Origin of the sequence: Chitinophaga sp. YR627 (assembly GCF_900114995.1) — a bacterium.
GTDB lineage: Bacteria > Bacteroidota > Bacteroidia > Chitinophagales > Chitinophagaceae > Chitinophaga.
In genome coordinates this window covers 110,219-128,447 of sequence record NZ_FOUX01000003.1, presented here as the reverse complement: position 1 = coordinate 128,447, position 18,229 = coordinate 110,219, and the positions used below count along the sequence as shown (strand labels likewise).

The 18,229-nt window shown below is 45.9% G+C and carries 17 protein-coding genes; 6 read left to right on the top strand and 11 right to left on the bottom strand.

Annotated elements, in window-relative coordinates; all coding sequences use genetic code 11:
• Positions 1-135 precede the first annotated feature (135 nt).
• Positions 136-474 (top strand): tRNA-binding protein, encoded by a 339-nt coding sequence (locus tag BMZ72_RS15945; RefSeq protein WP_089810045.1) that lies wholly within the window; start codon positions 136-138, stop codon positions 472-474.
• A 788-nt stretch (positions 475-1,262) separates the two neighbouring features.
• Here the strand turns inward: BMZ72_RS15945 and BMZ72_RS15940 are convergent.
• The 3 genes from BMZ72_RS15940 to lysS all read right to left on the bottom strand — a co-directional run bounded on the left by BMZ72_RS15940 (position 1,263) and on the right by lysS (position 5,528).
• A complete protein-coding gene (locus BMZ72_RS15940; RefSeq protein ID WP_089810043.1) occupies positions 1,263-3,392 on the bottom strand; it encodes a S9 family peptidase in 2,130 nt (709 codons plus the stop codon).
• An 86-nt stretch (positions 3,393-3,478) separates the two neighbouring features.
• On the bottom strand, positions 3,479-3,829 hold the full coding sequence (locus BMZ72_RS15935) for a DoxX family membrane protein (protein WP_089810040.1): 351 nt from the start codon (positions 3,827-3,829) through the stop codon (positions 3,479-3,481).
• A 184-nt stretch (positions 3,830-4,013) separates the two neighbouring features.
• Positions 4,014-5,528, bottom strand: coding sequence for a lysine--tRNA ligase (lysS, locus tag BMZ72_RS15930; protein ID WP_089810038.1), 1,515 nt, complete (start codon positions 5,526-5,528; stop codon positions 4,014-4,016).
• Positions 5,529-5,665: 137 nt separating this feature from the next.
• On the opposite strand from lysS, the gene BMZ72_RS15925 reads away from it, so the two are divergent.
• Together BMZ72_RS15925 and BMZ72_RS15920 are read left to right on the top strand one after the other, a co-directional pair.
• Positions 5,666-6,499, top strand: a complete 834-nt coding sequence (locus BMZ72_RS15925; RefSeq protein ID WP_089810037.1) for a universal stress protein — start codon at positions 5,666-5,668, stop codon at positions 6,497-6,499.
• A 110-nt stretch (positions 6,500-6,609) separates the two neighbouring features.
• Positions 6,610-7,356, top strand: coding sequence for a DUF4197 domain-containing protein (locus BMZ72_RS15920; RefSeq protein ID WP_089810035.1), 747 nt, complete (start codon positions 6,610-6,612; stop codon positions 7,354-7,356).
• 75 nt (positions 7,357-7,431) lie between these two features.
• Here the strand turns inward: BMZ72_RS15920 and BMZ72_RS15915 are convergent, their stop codons facing one another.
• On the bottom strand, positions 7,432-8,316 hold the full coding sequence (locus tag BMZ72_RS15915; protein ID WP_089810033.1) for a flavin reductase family protein: 885 nt from the start codon (positions 8,314-8,316) through the stop codon (positions 7,432-7,434).
• Between the two features lie 9 nt (positions 8,317-8,325).
• On the bottom strand, positions 8,326-9,333 hold the full coding sequence (locus BMZ72_RS15910) for a fumarylacetoacetate hydrolase family protein (protein ID WP_089810031.1): 1,008 nt from the start codon (positions 9,331-9,333) through the stop codon (positions 8,326-8,328).
• 703 nt (positions 9,334-10,036) lie between these two features.
• Between BMZ72_RS15910 and BMZ72_RS15905 the strand changes: the two genes are divergently transcribed.
• A complete protein-coding gene (locus tag BMZ72_RS15905) occupies positions 10,037-10,699 on the top strand; it encodes a sterol desaturase family protein (protein ID WP_089810029.1) in 663 nt (220 codons plus the stop codon).
• Positions 10,700-10,704: 5 nt separating this feature from the next.
• On the opposite strand, the gene BMZ72_RS15900 is transcribed toward BMZ72_RS15905, so the two are convergent.
• From BMZ72_RS15900 to BMZ72_RS15875, 6 genes are all read right to left on the bottom strand, one after another.
• Entirely contained in the window at positions 10,705-11,031 is a 327-nt protein-coding gene (locus tag BMZ72_RS15900; RefSeq protein WP_089810027.1) for a hypothetical protein, read from the bottom strand.
• Between the two features lie 47 nt (positions 11,032-11,078).
• Positions 11,079-12,041 carry a DUF6263 family protein gene (locus BMZ72_RS15895; RefSeq protein WP_143087709.1) on the bottom strand — a complete coding sequence of 321 codons (963 nt, stop codon included), beginning with the start codon at positions 12,039-12,041 and terminating at the stop codon, positions 11,079-11,081.
• A 13-nt stretch (positions 12,042-12,054) separates the two neighbouring features.
• The gene (locus tag BMZ72_RS15890; protein WP_089810023.1) at positions 12,055-12,828 is read right to left on the bottom strand and encodes a TIGR02757 family protein; all 774 of its coding nucleotides are present in this window, start codon (positions 12,826-12,828) and stop codon (positions 12,055-12,057) included.
• Positions 12,829-13,222: 394 nt separating this feature from the next.
• The gene (locus tag BMZ72_RS15885) at positions 13,223-14,362 is read right to left on the bottom strand and encodes a cystathionine gamma-synthase (protein WP_089810021.1); all 1,140 of its coding nucleotides are present in this window, start codon (positions 14,360-14,362) and stop codon (positions 13,223-13,225) included.
• Positions 14,363-14,794: 432 nt separating this feature from the next.
• The gene (locus BMZ72_RS15880; protein WP_255373212.1) at positions 14,795-15,403 is read right to left on the bottom strand and encodes a DUF2911 domain-containing protein; all 609 of its coding nucleotides are present in this window, start codon (positions 15,401-15,403) and stop codon (positions 14,795-14,797) included.
• Between the two features lie 47 nt (positions 15,404-15,450).
• Positions 15,451-16,032: an acyl carrier protein phosphodiesterase gene (locus BMZ72_RS15875; protein WP_177222812.1), complete on the bottom strand. Its 582-nt coding sequence runs from the start codon at positions 16,030-16,032 to the stop codon at positions 15,451-15,453.
• 466 nt (positions 16,033-16,498) lie between these two features.
• Between BMZ72_RS15875 and BMZ72_RS15870 the strand changes: the two genes are divergently transcribed.
• Together BMZ72_RS15870 and BMZ72_RS15865 are read left to right on the top strand one after the other, a co-directional pair.
• Positions 16,499-17,017, top strand: a complete 519-nt coding sequence (locus tag BMZ72_RS15870; protein ID WP_143087708.1) for a hypothetical protein — start codon at positions 16,499-16,501, stop codon at positions 17,015-17,017.
• Positions 17,018-17,142: 125 nt separating this feature from the next.
• On the top strand, positions 17,143-18,117 hold the full coding sequence (locus BMZ72_RS15865; protein WP_012788164.1) for a deoxyhypusine synthase family protein: 975 nt from the start codon (positions 17,143-17,145) through the stop codon (positions 18,115-18,117).
• Positions 18,118-18,229 lie beyond the last annotated feature (112 nt).

Here is an 18,229-nt window from a genome sequence, read left to right as displayed (position 1 = left end):
CACCAAATGATGGTTTTGTGGTACTTATGAGCGGAATATATTTGTGCAGGTTTTTCATAGGATATGGTTTAAATTATTGGGCGGTAGTCTTACCTGCCCTTTTTTTATTCTGTTAATTTTCATAGATTTAGCACCATGGACACAATCAACTGGGCAGATTTTGAAAAAATAGAGATCAGAGTAGGAACAATTACCGAAGTAGCCGATTTTCCCAGAGCCAAGAACCCTGCCTATCAGTTGACCATAGATTTTGGCCCCGAACTGGGGATTAAACGTTCCTCCGCACAGATCACCACCTTGTATCAGCAGAAAGAGCTGATTGGCAAACAGGTCGTTGCCGTTGTTAATTTCCCCGTAAAGCAGATTGCAAACTTCTTTTCCGAATGCCTGGTTTTGGGCGTTTATGGGAATGAGAAGGAGGTTATCTTACTCCAACCAGACAAGACAGTGGCAAATGGCCTGAAAATCGGGTAAATCGCTAACTGCTTGATACTATATTCACTATTATATATACAAGAAATACAATTATATTTTAATATAATATGATAATATTTAGTATATGATGGCTGACCTATCCAAACTGACCATTTTACGAACTAAAATATAACGTTCACGGAAATGGGAGGTTACCGCATGAGGGCCTGCTATATCTTTGGTTCAGGTTTTTCATAGGATATGGTTAAAATTATTACAAGGGCGGTATTCTTACCGCCCTTCTACATTTTAAGCCGGTTTTGCCCCTTTTCCCCCTTCTTTTGAGCTTAATACGCTTATAATCAATAAAAACATAAAAAACACCCCCTGAAAATGGGTATTTTTTCACCCGCAGATCCTTATACGTTCACCTTCTTTTTCTATACGTTCCCCAACTAAAATATAGCATTCACTAGAATGGGCTTTGCCTATATGCAAAATACGCGCACCTTTGGTTCAGGTTTTTCAATAAAGATATGGTTAAAATTTTTCGGGGCTGTAGTCTTGCAGCCCCGTTTCTTTTTTTAGAAACTCCCACTCCTCCTCTATTTCTATTTCTTTCCTGATATTTACTGCTGACGTTGCCTGAGAGATGATCTCGTATAGCATGCCCTGCTTTTAATCCTTTTCAGCTGCTCAGGATCCAAAACGTTAAACCGGAAAATTCATACGTTCACCGGAAAAAGACCTGCGTTGAACCTCATCCTCCCTTTTCACCCTTTCATGAAATAAAAAACGGCCGGTCAGAACGATCCGACCAGCCGCATAAAAAGCTATTTACAGCGCGATTACTTCGTGAAGCTCTCAGGGAAAGGACGCTCCAGGAGGTTGCGGTAGATAAAGCGGTATGCCTCGTTATCGCTATGCAGCGATTTGATACTTCTCCAGCCATGACGTTCGCCCGGATATACCATGAACTCAAAATGCCTGTTCAGGTTTTCCAGTTTGTCCACCAGCTGAATGCTGTTCTGCATGTGTACGTTGTCGTCCATGGTACCGTGTACGATACGGATCAGTCCCTTATAGCGGTCCGCATAGGTCACCGGAGATGTTATACGGTAGCCTTCAGGGTTTTCCTGTGGCGTATCCATGTAGCGCTCAGTATAGTGGCTGTCATATAAGCTCCAGTCTGTTACCGCGAAATTGGCCATTCCATGGGTAAACACATCCGCACCATAGGTCAGGGCCATACAGGTCATATAACCACCGAAACTGCCTCCCGTCATACAAACCTTAGACGGATCGACCCATGGCTGTGATTTCAGCCAGGTAGCTGCGTCCATATAGTCCTCAATCTCATGTTTACCCAGCTGACGGTGTATGTAATTCATACCCATCTTACCTAGCTGACCGGAACTACGGTTGTCGATCGCTACCTGAATCACCCCCTCTTCTGCCCACCATTGGGTAGTCAGTGGCATCTTCCAGGTATCGTATACGGTACCTGCGTCGGGACCGCCATAAATGCTGATCAGAATAGGGTATTTTTTGCCCTGTTCCATGTGCAATGGCATAGTGATCGTCATGGGCAATTCCAGGCCGTCACGGGTCTTATAATACTGTAATTTGGTCGTTGCCAGGTTATATTGATCAAACTGACTGCCTTTCGCATCACCCAGTTCGCGTATCACCTTGCCTTTGCTGTTCAGCAGGGCCATACGTGGCGGCGTAGCCAGGTTGGAATAGGTGGTGATGAAATAACTGCCGTTCGGACTCACATCCACTGTATGCATATAATCGCCAAAGGTCAGACGGGTAATAACGCCTGTTTTCAGACTTACCTGGTACAGGTCGGTACGTGGAGAAGCCTCTTTACGGGCGGTGAAATAGATCACCTGCTGTTTGTTATCGATGGAACGGATATCCTTTACGGTCCAGTTACCATCCGTCAGCTGCTTTTTCAGCGAACCATCCATATTGTGCCAGTACAGGTGTGCCCAACCGGATTTATCGCTTCTCAGGATGAAACCTTTGCTGCCTGCCAGGAATGGAATAGCGTCATACCAGTCGATCCAGGTTTTCTGTTTTTCGTCATAGATCTCTTTCTTTTTGCCGGTAGCCGGATCGATCTCGTAGATCTTCAGGTTATCCTGACCACGATTCATCCACTGTACCCAAAGACGTCCTTCCGGTGTAAAGAATGGGGCGCCAAAGTACTGGTCTTCATTTTCATTGAAGTCAGACCAGAGTGTAGCGCCGCCGCCAACAGGTACGGTACCTATTTTGACAGCAGGGTTGGTATCACCGGCTTTAGGGTAACGGGTGTTTTCCAGGTAACCGTGCTGGCCCTTTTCACTATAGATCGGGAATACAGGCACTTTGGAGTCATCAAAGCGCATATAGGCGATATAGCGGCTGTCCGGGCTCCACCAGAAAGCACGGTATCTGGAAGCGCGGCCCAGGATCTCCTCATAGTATACCCAGGATGCCCAGCCGTTATAAATGACGTCAGAACCGTCAGTCGTATATCTGATCTCTTTTTTAGTACTGATCTCTACCGCATACAGGTCATTGCCACGGGTGAAGGCTACATATTTACCATCAGGAGAGAGTGTAGGGTTTTTCTCCTGTGCGGTATCGCTGGTAAGTTGTGATTGCTGTCCTTCCGGAGAGGTATAGACCACGTCATTGTTACGTACTTCCACAGTGGCGCCTTCCGGAGGTGTTATATAGGGTTCGGATTTACCGGTGGCAGCATCTACTTTCCATGCTTTTGAAGCGCCTCCTTCTGTACGGTACTGGATGTAATGGGTGTCATCTGCCCATCCTTTGATATTTGGTAGTGGTTGATAAAGGCCGGTTGCCTCTCCTTTGAATATCTGCCGGAACGTAAGATCTTTTTTGTCCTGTGCCTGCAGACTCAGACAGAGCAGGCTCAGTGCGGTGAAACACACTGACCCGTAACGTGTTGTATGCATAGTTTAGCTATTGTTGTAAGAAACAGCTAAAATAATTAAATAAAGAAAAGCTCAATCTGAAATTACGGATGGAAGGAGCAAAGCAGCTATTTTCCGGTATTGCCTGCTACGATCGCGCCAGCGAGTAGTCCCACATCTTTCATGAACATGGTCAGTGAGGTCAGGTCTTCAAATGCATGTGGTGTATGTACCAGCAGGATGACCAGAAAGATATAAAATGCCAGCAGGTAACCGGCCAGCCTGACATAACGGTTGATAATGAAGGCAATACCTGCCATTAGCAATGCCAGTCCGGTGACATATAACCAGATCTTCCCTCCGGGGATGGGGACTGCCGCTACCATGATATCAGCATGTACAAAGTGGATCAGGCCAAATAATGCCATTACGATGCCGTAGAGGATAACGGCGATCCTGGTAGGAATGAGTGCTTTCATACCGTTTGGGTTTAGGTCAAAGGTAGGGCAATGTAATATATTGACAATGAATTAGAAACGGAGATGAGGTGGACTTGATGCGGGGTTAAGCAGGTCTTTATGTAAAACGGGGCGTTCCCTGCTAAAGAGAACGCCCCGTGGGTATTGTCAGTAACCGGAAGCCGGCTACGTTGTAATCAAAGTATTATGCTGTTTTCTCAGGTTTCATCTGAGGGAAGAACAGGACATCCTGGATGGATGGCTGATTGGTCATGATCATGGTCAGACGGTCAATACCAATACCGATACCGGAGGTTGGCGGCATGCCGTATTCCAGTGCACGCAGGAAGTCGTAGTCGATATACATCGCTTCGTCATCACCACGTTCCATCAGTTTCACCTGATCTTCAAAGCGGGCGCGCTGATCGATCGGGTCGTTCAGCTCACTGTAGGCATTTGCCAGCTCTTTACCGTTTACCATCAGTTCAAAACGTTCTACCAGACCTTCTTTGCTACGGTGCTTTTTGGTCAGCGGACTCATTTCCACCGGATAATCGGTGATGAAGGTCGGCTGTACATAGTGGTGCTCACATTTCTCGCCGAAGATCTCATCTATCAGTTTGCCTTTACCCATGCTAGGTTTCACGTAGATACCCAGTTGCACACAGGTAGCGCGCAGCTGATCCTCATCCATATTGCTTACATCGATACCAGTATGCTCCAGGATGGCTTCATACATGGTCACTCTGCGGAAAGGTGCTTTGAAGTTGATCACCTTCTCTCCTACTGTTACTTCGGTAGTACCATGGAGGGCAATCGCGATCTTTTCCAGGAGGGTTTCAGTTGTATCCATCATCCACTCATAGTCTTTGTACGCAGCGTACATTTCCATTACGGTGAATTCCGGGTTGTGGGTACGGTCCATACCCTCGTTACGGAAGTCTTTCGCAAATTCATATACACCTTCAAAACCACCCACGATCAGGCGTTTCAGGTACAGTTCATTCGCAATACGCATGTATAAAGGAATATCCAGCGCATTGTGGTGCGTAGAGAACGGACGCGCGGTAGCACCTCCGGGAATAGGCTGAAGGATCGGTGTTTCTACTTCCAGGTAACCCAGGTCATTATAGAAATCACGGATGGTCTGCATGATGCGGGTACGTTTGATGAAAACGTCCTTTACCTGCGGATTTACGATCAGGTCTACGTAGCGCTGACGGTATTTGAATTCCGGATCAGTTACCGCGTCAAATACCTCTCCTTCTTTCTCACGTACTACCGGTAACGGACGGATAGATTTAGCCAGGACATCCAGTTTGGTAACATGGATAGACAGTTCCCCGGTTTTGGTGATAAAGGCATAACCTTTCACACCGATAATATCGCCCAGATCAAGTAATTTCTTGAACACGACGTCAAACATTGTCTTGTCATCGCCGTTGCAGATATCATCACGACGAATATACAGCTGCATCTGGGTAGTATGGTCCTGTAACTTTACAAAAGCCGCCTTACCCATGTCACGTACAGCCATAATACGGCCAGCCAGACATACATCCTGGAACTGGTCTTTGGTTTCCTCCGTATACAGGGCCTTTATATTGGCAGCTGTATTGTTCACCGGATATTTTTCCGCCGGATAAGGGTTGATGCCCAGTTTCTCCAGTTCCTGCAGTTTCTCCCTGCGTATGATCTCTTGCTCGGATAATTGTGTCATGTGTACTGATTACAATAATTGGAGTGCAAAAATAGTCGATTTAAAGGGTAAATGAGCGAAACACGGGTTTGGCATCAAATTTTCATTATGTATGAGGCCCCCAATCAGGGATTCATCAGCTTTAAAACACACACAGGATGAAAACCATCATCGTACCTACAGACTTTTCCGCTACTGCCTATAATGCCGCCCGTTATGCACTGGGACTGGCAGCGCAGATGGGTACCGCCCGTATTCTGCTTTACCATGCTTATGAACTGATCGTGCCCATCCCCGATGTGCCGACCTCCATCCCCATGGTAGATCCCAATGAGCTGAAAGCTGCCAGTCTGGAAGGACTGGAACATATGAAACAGGACCTGCTGCCTATATTGCCGGGTGGCGTCGAACTGGATTACCGGGCAGATAATAATCTGCTGGCGGCCAGCATCGAAGACCTCAGCAAGGAGGAAAAGGCTGATCTGATCATTATGGGTACCACCGGCGGCAGCCAGCTGGAAGAGATCCTGATCGGGTCCAATACCATCGATGTGGTGAAACATACCTCCTGCCCTGTTATGATCATTCCGTCCAATGTTTCCTTTCAGCCGGTAAAACGGATCGTTTTTGCCTGCGATTTCAAAAAAGTAGGCACCGGTACACCGATCTATCCGCTGAAAAGACTGTTAAACGTATTCCAGGGAGAATTACATGTGCTGAATATCGACAAGGAAGGAAAAGGACTTGCCAGCGATACACCAGAAGCCAGTTTATTGCTGGATACCCTGCTGGAAGGTCTTCATCCAAAATATCATTTCATTGATCATTCGAACGTTGTACAGGGCATTATGGAGTTTGCGGACCGGGAAAAAGCCGATCTGATCATTACGATCCCCCGTAAACACGGGCTGTTTGAAAGTATCTTCAAACGTAGTCGTACGGCTCAGCTGGCATTCCACACGCATATTCCCATGCTGGCAATACATGAATAAATACCGCTCGTCCCTCCATTAAACCTGGAGGGTTCTTTTTGTTCTAACTTTATAGTAGCGCTTCTAAATATTGTTACTATTTTGCATATAAAACCACAACAATCCAGTCTATGTACAAGAAACTATGCGTTCTATTATTATCAGGTATAGCTTTCGTGCCCGCTACCCAGGCACAGTTGCTGAAGAAATTAGGTGAAGCGGCAAGCAGTGCAGCTTCCAAAACCGGAACATCCAATGTTACGCAAGGTGAAGCAGGCAGCGCGATCAAAGAAGCCCTGGCGAAAGGCGTAGCCAATGGTATCGCTAATCTGAACAAAACTGACGGTTTCTTCGGAAACGAACTCTATAAAATGTTGCTCCCGCCAGATGCGGTAAAAATCGGTAATACCCTCCGTGGTGTGGGTATGGGTGCGCAGGTAGATCAGGCGATCCTGTCTATCAACCGTGCTGCTGAAAAAGCGGTAGGTTATGCAGCGCCGATCTTTGTGGATGCGATCAAGGAAATGAGCATCACAGATGCCCTGAAACTGGTTTCCGGTGGTAACAACTCCGCTACTGAGTATTTCAAAGGCAAAACAACTGACAAACTGAAAGCAGCTTTCTCTCCGGTGGTAAAAGGTTCACTGGATAGCACCAGCGCTACAAAATATTATGGCAATATCGTTACTGCGTACAACAAACTGCCAACTACCTTCAACAAGGTAAACCCTGATTTACAGGACTATGTAACAGGTATGGCGGTGACTGCGCTGTTTGACCAGATTGCGAAAGAGGAATCTAATATCCGCGCTAATCCGGCTGCAAGAACAACTGATCTGCTGAAGAAAGTATTCGGCAGCAGCTCCGGCAGCAAATAAGGATTGTTGAACGATTTATAAAAAAGCCCCGTATCACTGATACGGGGCTTTTTTATTGTCTGTGTATATACACAATTATTGTGCGCCGGCCAGTAACACCTGCCAGGCTTCCTGTATATGCCCTTTTTCCAGTAGTTGCTGTGCATGACGATGGAGTTCTTTTTCCATTTCATCAGGTGTGATACTGTAGTACTGAAAGATGTTCTTCAGGTGATCATCTTCAAATGCAGGATCTATTTCAGGTTGTACATGTACGTTGGCCAGTTGTCCGAGATTGTTGCCGGTAAGGATGCTGCTTTGTCTGACAGACAGTGGCAGTGCATCTATACCGATACCGAGTGAGGTATTGGGTTTGGCTACTTCGAATACGGCTGCGCCGGATGCACGACAGTAATAATCGCCTCCCATACGGGCCACCAGGTCGATCTTATGCGGATCGATGCTACCGGCTTCATTCAGGATCTCATCGTTAATATGGATCATGACGGCCTCGCAGATGATCAGATTACCTGCGCCACCTTCAGTGCCCTGTGTCAGCACTTCTTTTACTTTACACTCAAACTGTACGGGACTTTCTTTCACGCGGAAAGGTTTCACTTTTTCAGCAGCGACGGGGGTGAATCCTGACTTCTCAAATTCATTTGTTCCCTTTGGATATTCACAGCTGGAAAGAGATGCCTGTTGCACCATGGAATAGTTCACCACGTTGATGACCACTTCCATTGTTTCCAGGATATTTTCCAGCGTATGTTTGGTGGTATTATCACGTACCCTGCGTGCAGGAGAAAAGATCAGTGTAACCGGGTTGCTGCCAAAGATATTGAAGAAGCTGAAGGGCGACAGATTAGGCCTCCCCTCTTTATCAACGGTGCTGGCAAAGCAGATGGGTCTGGGTGCAACAGCGCCCTGCAGGTAGCCCTGTAACGCCGCCGTTGGCACCTGTCCTGGAATGATTTGCATGTGGTCTTATTATTTTTTCAACTGCAGAATGGAGAAGTCTGTTTCTTCTGCTACAATTGTATTTTTCAGTGTACCCAGTCCGTCGATATCCATTTCCACTACATCACCTGGTTGTAACCATTGTTCCTGGTAATCAGGATTTTCACGTTTACCCGTGCCGTTCAGTTCAAGGAAACAGCCTGTACCTACGGTACCACTGCCTATTACATCACCCGGATAGATATTGGCGCCATAAGCGCAACGTTCGATGATCTCTGCGAAGGTCCAGTCCATGTCACCCATGTTACCTTCACTTACCTGTACGCCATTTACGCGGCAGGTCATTTTCAGGTTATAGTTGTTACCGGTATGACCTGGTTTTGCCGGAATGAGCAGGTGTTCCAGTTCATCCGGTGTAACGAGCATAGGCCCTATCACGGTACTGAAATCCTTGCCTTTGGCAGGTCCCAGATTGAGCTTCATTTCTTCCATCTGCAGTGTGCGGGCGCTCATGTCATTCATGATCATGAAGCCGCCGATATAGTTGTCTGCTTCAGCTGCCGGTATGTTGCGACCGAATTTGCAGATAACGATGGCTGCTTCCAGTTCGAAGTCCAGTTTATCGAAGTGGTCAGGCATACACAATACATCGCCGGGGCCCTGTATTGCATTATGGTTGGTGAAATAGAAGATCGGATACTGATCAAATTCAGGGATCATGTCTACCCGGCGGTTACGTCTTGCAGCAGCCACGTGCTGTCTGAAAGCATAGCCATCGCGGCAGGATGTAGGCGCCGGAACAGGCGCCAGTATCTCCACCGAATCATAAGGGATCGGGGTCGCTGAGCCGATATGTTTTCCGGCTTTCAGCTGTGTATCGATTTCGAGGGCCAGGTCTATTACCTCTTCCCAGGAGAGTAAGAACATCTGCATGTTGCCGGGCAGATTGGGGTGCAGGTCCTGTGTGTTATACAATTTGTCGCCAATTAAAATGGCCAGGTGGTCAGCTTCATCCCGTAGATAACTAACAAGTTTCATAATAAGTAGTTGGTTCTGGTTGTATGATCTGTAAATATAGGGCAAATGCCAATTAGGAATTAGGAATTACGAATTAGGAATTCATTCATCAATGATCTTTAATAAAAGAAAAGGCATCCCTATGGGTGGCAGGCGCCACTTTTTGGAGGGATTGTTGCCGGGATATATTCCAAACGTGACTATAGGGGATATTGTGGTGGTGAACGTTTATTATCAGGGACAGGTTGGTCGTGTATTGATAATCAGCATGTGCTGATACAAGCTATCACCCGTTAATATGGTAGATATGACGAGCAGATTTATCTGAGAATTTGTGCCAGTAGCTTAGGGAAATTCGATAAATTACGGTGTCTTCTCATGACAAACGGACATTACCACTTGATAGGAATGTTCACCAATCAATAAAGGATGTTAGCACCGTATTTATCAGTACCCCGGAATGTATATAATTTAAGATCAATAGTTTATTTCCAGTAATAATCAGTTGTATTGCCTGTTTTGTGACGCCCCGGTTCATATGATTAACATAACACTGATTACTTCCCGGGTGTCCTGATGGACGCAAATAGATATTCACATACCCGCAAGATGCATAAGATCGGCATAATATTCGCGGAAGCATTTTTTTCGGGCATAAGTTAGACAGAACAGGAAACCAACATGTCATTCGTTTAGGCACTTATTTGCATTAAATAAAGGAGTTATGAAGTTTGATAAGATTAAGAACAAGGGACAGGCGAGATTATTTGAAAGCAGGTATTTGGAGATGCTCACCAAAACACACCCCCTGGTTATATGGGCCATGTACATCCCCATCATCGGTTACATGCTATTTTACAGTTACGACACATTAGGATTCAGTATTACCCGTGTGGTGACTACTTTTCTGGGTGCTATGTTTTTCTGGACCTTATTTGAATACCTGATGCACCGCTATCTGTTCCATTTCAGTAGCGACAGCCAGCGGGTAAAGCGGTTCATCTATGTGATGCATGGTAATCACCATGAGTACCCGCGTGACAAACAGCGTTTATTCATGCCGCCTGTGCCCAGCCTGATCCTGGCTTCGGTTATTTTCAGCGTGCAGTATATTTTTCTCCGGGAGTATACTTTTATGTTCTTCCCGGGTTTTATGCTGGGATACCTGATTTACGGCAGTATGCACTATGCGATCCATGCATGGAATCCGCCGGCAAAGTTTCTGAAACCATTATGGCGTAACCATCACCTGCATCACTATAAAGGTGATGAGAAAGGCTTTGGGGTAAGCTCCAGTATATGGGATTATATATTTGGTACCAGCTTTGACCTGGAGAAGGAAAAAGAGGACAAGGAGAAAGTGCGGGAACTGATGTTCAATAAATAATCCTGTTACCATTTCTCCTCTCCGTCATCGGGAGGAGGCTGGCTATATTTTTTACGGGAAAGGATCTTTTCCTGTTGTCTTTCTATCAGCAGTGCAGCTATCTTTCTGTAAACACCGGGTGTCAGGTCGGCCTCCAGTACCTGCCGGATACTGAATTCAGAAACATCTATTTTATAAAGCAGCAGCACAAATTGTTGAAAGTCGGAACTGATCAGCTGTTCAAGCTTTTCAGCCAGGGCCTCTTCCAGCTGATCGTAGGTCATACCGGCCGCCATTGGCAGACCGGCATCCGCAGTTAGCTGTTGGGCCGTTTCCGGAAGTAATTGCATCATACAGCACAAAAATAAAAAGGTCCGCCATTAGCGGACCTTTTTCTGTATTATTTCATTTGTTTGATCTTGTAGGAGGAGTTGGTGACTATTTTCACCGGCACCTTGATATCTTTCTTGATACGTTTGGCTTTGTTAGCCTTGTAGGTATACGTACCGTTCATTTCCATATTCTGTGCACAGATGCTTGGTAAGCCGGTATTGCGGTCTATCAGGTAGTTGGTCATGATATCGCCGTCTACTTCTGCGGTTGCCGTGATACCGTCTTCGATGGTAAAGGTTTCTACTTTATTGGTATGTACTTTACCTGTACCAGAGATCTTGGCAGTCTGGGCGTCCCAGGTTTGCAGGTTCCAATAGAGGTCTATATCTCCTACCAGTCCTGTACGGATAGGTACAGTTTCTTCCCAGCGGGTGCCGGTCTTGATACTGCGTACCGGATAGATCACCAGCAGTTGTTCCAGCCAGGTACGGAAGGCGGCTGTTCCAAACTGGTCTTTCATCAGTTTCTTGTATGCTTCCCTTTCGTCTTCCTTCAGACTGGAGAAGGTAGCGGAGGCTTTATCCAGCAGTTCATCCAGACCGGTGATCTTGTTGATAAATCCGGAATTGGAGATATCAACGGTGAACGGGTGGTCTATGATGCTTTTCAGGGCCGCCTGGAAAGGTTCTTTATCGTTGGGAACACCGGCATCTACCAGGATGTTCTGATTTTTAGCATTGAAGTTGAATTTCAGCTCTTTATATCTGAATTCAAGGTAGAGATGGCCATCAGCCACATCCGACACCTGGATACTGATACTGTTGTTGAAATCGCGGGATACACGCTGCATGATATCGTCTACGGTCGTGTATGTCTCACTGCGGCTTTCCTGTTTCAGTTCAAACTGCTGGCCTTTCTGAAAATTGTAGGCAAGGTCGATATAATCTCTTTTTTCTTCCTGATTCTGGGCTGTTGCCGGAAGTGCCAGCACGGCGCCCATTGCCATTGACACCAAAAATCGCTTCATCATTGCGCTATATTTATTAAACATACTTTTCTATTACTCCCAGGCCGAACAATGCGAAGTCGTATTTCGCCGGGTCCAGTGGGTCCAGCTGCCTGAGTTGCTCGGTAAGGGCGATCGCCGTTTTCCAGTCAGATTTGGCGGCGGGAATCAAACCCAGTCTGGTAGCTACTCTGCCCACATGCACATCCACAGGACATACCAATTGCGATGGCTGGATATGCTCCCATAATCCAAAATCCACGCCATTTTCGTCCTTCCTCACCATCCAGCGAAGGTACATATTCAATCTTTTACAGGCGGAATTTCTCGCAGGAGTGGAAATATGCTTACGTGTACGTTCAGGGTGCTCCGGTAGGAAGAACATGTGATGGAATCCGCGCAGGGCGTTTTCGATCGTATCGTCTTCCGGGGTAATATGGCCGCTGAAAGCGAATTCCAGGGAAGTAATGTCGTTGTAATAGCCCTGCAGGAACTCTACAAAATACATCAGGTCCACCCCGTTAAAAGTGCGGTGGCAGAACTGAAGGAGTTTCATCCGTTCCCTGGGCTTATGGTTTTTGATGAAGTCATAGGGTGCATCGTCCATCAGCTTCAGGAGATCCGTACACTTATTGATGATCGTGGTACGGTTGCCCCAGGCCAGTATGGCTGCGAACAAGCCTGAAATTTCGATATCCTGAAGTTGGGTAAACCTGTGAGGTATGCTTATCGGGTCGCCTGGAATAAAGTCAGGATTGTTGTATTGCGCTGCTTTTGCGTCCAGAAAGGCCTTCAGTTGGTCAAATTTCATAATGGTCTGCTCGGTTTTGTGCTGATTGTGTCGGGAGTGCATTACTCTGGCTGCCCGAAAAATAAGCAAAGATGTTCATACTATATCAATTTATATAGATAACGAATTATATATTATAGTTAATTGATAATGAGTATTTGTGAGTATTTTTTGTTCTAAGTACCGGTTAACAAGGCTTCCGGGGTATTTGTTTTTATCTTTAAAGGCATGTTAATTATACACTCTTATACCGCATAGTGTTGACTAAGGGTGATTTTTTTATCTTTTTCAGGAGCCAGAACAGCGGATCAGTTATTGAAGAGTGTGCTCCGGGGATGCTAAAAAAAGATGCAGGAACAAACGCCTGGTTATATAGCGTTCGTTCCTGCATCAGGAATATTGCTTGATTGTCTTATTATCCGATTGCTTTGGACAGGTCGGCGATCAGGTCATCCACATCTTCAATGCCTACACTCAGCCGGATCAGGGAGTCTACCAGTCCATTGGCGATCCTTTCTTCGCGGGGAATAGAAGCATGGGTCATACTGGCCGGGTGTCCTATCAGTGACTCCACTCCTCCCAGCGATTCTGCGAGGGAGAACAGATGGGTGCCACTTAAGACCTTAAAGGCAGCTTCCTGGCTGTCATCTTTCAGGGTAAAAGAGATCATACCGCCGAAGTCTCTCATCTGTTGTCTGGCAATATGATGGTTTGGATGGTCTTCAAATCCGCACCAGTATACTTTTGCCACTTTCGGATGCTGGCGGAGGAATCTGGCGATGATAGCGCCGTTTTCACAATGGCGCTGCATACGTACGTGCAGGGTCTTGAGTCCGCGTAATACGAGGAAGCAGTCCTGCGGACCAGGTACGGCGCCACAGCTATTCTGTATGAAATAGAGCTGTTTTGCCAGTGCTTCATCTTTTACAACGATCGCTCCGTGTACCACATCGCTATGGCCACCGAGGTATTTGGTAGCGCTGTGTACAACGATATCGGCGCCCAGGTCGAGTGGGTTTTGCAGATATGGAGAGGCGAAGGTATTATCCACGCAAAGCAGCAGGTTGTTTTCCTTTGCGATCTTTGCACTGGCGGCAATATCGATGATATTCAGCAGTGGATTGGTCGGTGTTTCTATCCAGAGCAGCTTTGTGTTTTTGTTGACATACTGCCGGATGTTTTCGGCATCCTGCATACCAATGAAATGGAACTTAATGCCATAGCGTTCGAAGATCTTGGTAAAGATGCGATAGGTGCCACCATAGAGGTCGTTAGAGGCAATCACTTCATCACCAGGCTGCAGCAGTTTCATAACAGCATCTGTAGCGGCCAGTCCGCTACCAAAGGAAATACCGTATTTGCCATTTTCGATGGCAGCCAGTGCATTCTGTAATGCGTCACGGGTGGGGTTTTGCGTACGGGCATATTCATATCCTTTATGATCGCCCGGTGCGTTCTGCACATACGTGGACGTCTGAAAGATCGGGGTCATGATTGCCCCGGTTGAAGGATCAGGGGTAACACCTGCATGTATAAGTTTAGTTCCCAGCTTCATTCCTGAAATATTTTAGTATTTAGACGATTCTTTTCGACAGCTCCAAAGGTACTAATTCCGGCATTCCGGCGCCGGTTCGCCCCTTTATTTGTACAAGGTGTTATATATCAAATCAGATACAAAAAAATACAAATAAGTACTTCTACGCAGATGCAGGCTGAGGTATAAATACGGGCCATGGTGGCCGTTTTTGTCCTTTATCGCTTTTAAAAATCACTTTACGGATGAAATCGCCACTTTCACGAACAAAATTTGTTCACTCAGCCGAAACCGTAGTTTCCGCGCAGTTATTCGAACTACATTTGAAAAGGTTTTTCATAGGATATGGTTAAAATTCGTGGGCGGTAATCTTACCGCCTATTTTATTACTAAAAACAAAGAGAGCGGAAGTGCATACTCCCGCTCTCTTTATTTTATATGAACTGCTGTTCGTTATTTCTTTTTACCGTTAGCAGGTGCTTTGTCTGACCATTTGATAGGCAGGCTTACGCTGGTAGTATCCCAGGCTACTACGAGGTTAGCGCCATAGTCTGCTTTTTCAAACACGATACTGAATGGTTCAACAGGTGTGCTCAGTTTTGTGACAGGTACTTCTGTTCTTGCCACATCTTTCTTTTCATCGTATTTGAAAGCGCCCCAGATATCTGTTTCACGGTTTACGATCATGGTCCATTTCTGTTCGCCTAATATTGCGTACATGGTATAACGGCCTTTAGGGATATTCTTACCACCGATATTGACAGGGCGATAGAATTCTATTTCAGTGGCCTCGTTGGCGCCCAGACGATAGATTTCGCCATAAGCTTCCAGTTCACCGAAGATCTTTCTTCCTTTCTTCTGCGGACGGCTATAAATAACGCGCGCTACAAGTGTGCCGGGTTCGCCTTTCACCTTTACCACATAGGGATACATTACCGGATAGTATGCCATGTCCATAGGGCTCGCATCGAGAGGCGGCATCTTTTTGTCCTGGGCATTGGTGGTCAGGCTGGTGAGACCTGCTATAACGGTAAGCAGCATTAAGCGAAGTAAAATTTTCATTGTTGGCTATCAATTCAGTTGTTACAAAATATGTGCAAACCTACGATTTAATGCGGGTATGTTTTAACGAATGCGACCAATTCAGGAAAGAATGTGCTGTAATGATCAGCCAGTTCATCATAATGTTGTTTAAGTACTTGAAAGGGCGCATCAGCGGTCACTTCCAGGAATTTTGCCCGGTGTACGATACCGCTGAAGCTCTTATAAATACCGTCCATAAGCCTGTAACCATACAACCAGTCATGTTGCTGCATATGACGGAAAACCTGTTGAAATACAGGTGGTAGGATATCATGTTGCTGTGCAACAGTACGGTATATCTGTCTGGTAAAGGCAGATAGTGATTGTTCTGAAAAGATACTGGTATCGTTGGCGAGGAAATGATCATATACAATGTCGATAAAGACGGCACTGTATCTTCCGCAGGATGCCTGAAAATATTCTCTGGCGGCCAGTGTCACCGGATGCGTATCTGTAAATGTATCGATTGCGCGATGCAACTGTATGCCCTGCTGAATACCGGGATCGTATTCCTGCCAGTGTTTGCCTTTCACATAATCAGCTATCATATTGCCCACTATCAGGGACTGATCATTGAAAGAAAGATATGCGTGGGCCAGGTAGTTCATATACTGAAGATAAAATAAACTTTGCACCTGCCATCGTTTGCATAAAGACATGCAGCTGTTATGATGCAATATTAAGAGAGTGTTAACAGAATATCTTTTATTGACGGAGTAATTGAAACGCCCTGTTGGCAATGGATTGCAGAGGGGTATAAAGATGATGAAAGTGATCTTATTCTGATGAAATAAGACACCGTTTAAAGACATTCAGCAGCATATTTTAACCGTTCATCGCTACACTGTCCAGTTTAACAAAAGCTTAACGCGTACCCTTGCAACGATCGTCGTTTCAGTGCAACATCTGTATGGCAAAGGAAGTATATGAAAAGACAAGGTAAGTTGAAAATGATTCTGTTACAGATGCGAATTACCAATTAATCTAGCGTCTCCATTTAACACAAAGCATTTGACCCCACCCCATTCTTGCATGTACCTTTACATCACAAAACCAAACCAAAAAGTTTCCGCCATGAAACCGATCAAATCAATTAACCTCAGTGCACCTGCGGGTGCTACACGACTGTCTTTCGGTCGTATCAGGAGCATGCTTCTGTTATTTGTTGCCGCTCTTCTTTTCAGTACACAGCTCACATTTGCAGGCACCAAGGAAATGGAGGCCAGCAGTAAATTGAAGAATGCACTCAGCAAAGAATTTTCGGGTGCTTCTGATGTGAAATGGTACAGTGAAGACAACAAAACATTTATGGCCAAATTCACATTGAAAGAGCGTAATGTGACAGCCTACTTCGATAAGGAAGGAACGCTGCTGGCTACCCGCCGCTATATAGCGGAAGAACATCTGCCAATGGCTGTGACCAACAAGCTGGCAAAACGTTATCCAAATGAAAAAGTACGCTGGGTGGTAGAATTCGAAAGCGATGGTAACACCGTGTACTATGTAACACTGGAAGGCGACAAGACCTGGAAAGTGATCAAATCAAGCGCAGGTGGCGACATGAGTGTACACCAGCACCTGAAAAAAGTCTAGACATCAGTTCATCAGTTGAAAGTCCATAGTCAGGGATAGTCCATAGTAGCGACAGCTATTATGGGCTATTTTTTTTAATTCATTACCTTTGCGGTTCTTAGGGAATTTAAACTATTTAAACGGACATGAATAAAGGGCCTATTTCTCAATTTATCCAGCACCACTACCGCCACTTTAACGCGGCTGCACTGGTGGATGCTGCCAAGGGATATGAAACACATTTACTGGAAGGCGGTAAAATGCTGGTATCCCTTGCAGGTGCTATGAGTACTGCCGAGTTGGGCATCTCATTCGCGGAAATGATCCGCCAGGGTAAAGTGGATATCATCTCCTGTACAGGCGCTAACCTGGAGGAAGATATCATGAACCTGGTAGCACATACACACTACAAAAGGGTTCCTAACTACCGTGACCTAAGCCCCCAGGAAGAATGGGACCTGCTTCAGGATGGTTTTAACAGGGTGACTGATACCTGTATTCCGGAGGAAGAAGCTTTCCGCCGTATACAAGAGCATATTCACAAGATCTGGAAAGACGCTGATGATAAAGGCGAACGCTACTTCCCGCACGAGTACATGTACAAACTCCTGCTGAGCGGCGTAATGAAAGAGCACTACGAGATCGATCCAAAGAACAGCTGGATGCTCGCTGCTGCTGAACGTAATATTCCGATCGTTGTACCAGGATGGGAAGATAGCACCATGGGTAACATCTTCGCTTCCTACATCATCAAAGGTGAACTGAAAGCATCTACCATGAAGAGCGGTATCGAGTACATGGTATGGCTGGCAGACTGGTACCGTAACAATTCCGCTGGTAAGGGCGTAGGTTTCTTCCAGATCGGTGGCGGTATCGCAGGTGACTTCCCAATCTGCGTAGTACCAATGATGTACCAGGATCTGGAATGGCATGATGTGCCTTTCTGGGGCTATTTCTGCCAGATCTCTGACTCCACTACTTCTTACGGTTCTTACTCCGGTGCAGTACCAAACGAGAAGATCACCTGGGGTAAACTGGATATCAACACACCGAAATTCATCGTTGAATCTGATGCTACCATCGTAGCACCACTGATATTTGCTTACCTGCTTGGCTGGTAAGTGCTGATGCCGCAAGGCTGAAGTAAAGGCAAACGCTGACCACTGCTTTTTTTGCGGTGCTCGGCGTTTTGTCTTTTATAAGACTATCACTTTTAATACGAAAAGCGTATAT

Bases quoted from the DNA above. Each gene is read 5' to 3' on its own strand.
- BMZ72_RS15945 (WP_089810045.1), top strand. From the start codon at position 136: ATGGACACAATCAACTGGGCAGATTTTGAAAAAATAGAGATCAGAGTA.
- BMZ72_RS15940 (WP_089810043.1), bottom strand. From the start codon at position 3,392: ATGCATACAACACGTTACGGGTCAGTGTGTTTCACCGCACTGAGCCTG.
- BMZ72_RS15935 (WP_089810040.1), bottom strand. From the start codon at position 3,829: ATGAAAGCACTCATTCCTACCAGGATCGCCGTTATCCTCTACGGCATC.
- lysS (WP_089810038.1), bottom strand. From the start codon at position 5,528: ATGACACAATTATCCGAGCAAGAGATCATACGCAGGGAGAAACTGCAG.
- BMZ72_RS15925 (WP_089810037.1), top strand. From the start codon at position 5,666: ATGAAAACCATCATCGTACCTACAGACTTTTCCGCTACTGCCTATAAT.
- BMZ72_RS15920 (WP_089810035.1), top strand. From the start codon at position 6,610: ATGTACAAGAAACTATGCGTTCTATTATTATCAGGTATAGCTTTCGTG.
- BMZ72_RS15915 (WP_089810033.1), bottom strand. From the start codon at position 8,316: ATGCAAATCATTCCAGGACAGGTGCCAACGGCGGCGTTACAGGGCTAC.
- BMZ72_RS15910 (WP_089810031.1), bottom strand. From the start codon at position 9,333: ATGAAACTTGTTAGTTATCTACGGGATGAAGCTGACCACCTGGCCATT.
- BMZ72_RS15905 (WP_089810029.1), top strand. From the start codon at position 10,037: ATGAAGTTTGATAAGATTAAGAACAAGGGACAGGCGAGATTATTTGAA.
- BMZ72_RS15900 (WP_089810027.1), bottom strand. From the start codon at position 11,031: ATGATGCAATTACTTCCGGAAACGGCCCAACAGCTAACTGCGGATGCC.
- BMZ72_RS15895 (WP_143087709.1), bottom strand. From the start codon at position 12,041: ATGATGAAGCGATTTTTGGTGTCAATGGCAATGGGCGCCGTGCTGGCA.
- BMZ72_RS15890 (WP_089810023.1), bottom strand. From the start codon at position 12,828: ATGAAATTTGACCAACTGAAGGCCTTTCTGGACGCAAAAGCAGCGCAA.
- BMZ72_RS15885 (WP_089810021.1), bottom strand. From the start codon at position 14,362: ATGAAGCTGGGAACTAAACTTATACATGCAGGTGTTACCCCTGATCCT.
- BMZ72_RS15880 (WP_255373212.1), bottom strand. From the start codon at position 15,403: ATGAAAATTTTACTTCGCTTAATGCTGCTTACCGTTATAGCAGGTCTC.
- BMZ72_RS15875 (WP_177222812.1), bottom strand. From the start codon at position 16,032: ATGAACTACCTGGCCCACGCATATCTTTCTTTCAATGATCAGTCCCTG.
- BMZ72_RS15870 (WP_143087708.1), top strand. From the start codon at position 16,499: ATGAAACCGATCAAATCAATTAACCTCAGTGCACCTGCGGGTGCTACA.
- BMZ72_RS15865 (WP_012788164.1), top strand. From the start codon at position 17,143: ATGAATAAAGGGCCTATTTCTCAATTTATCCAGCACCACTACCGCCAC.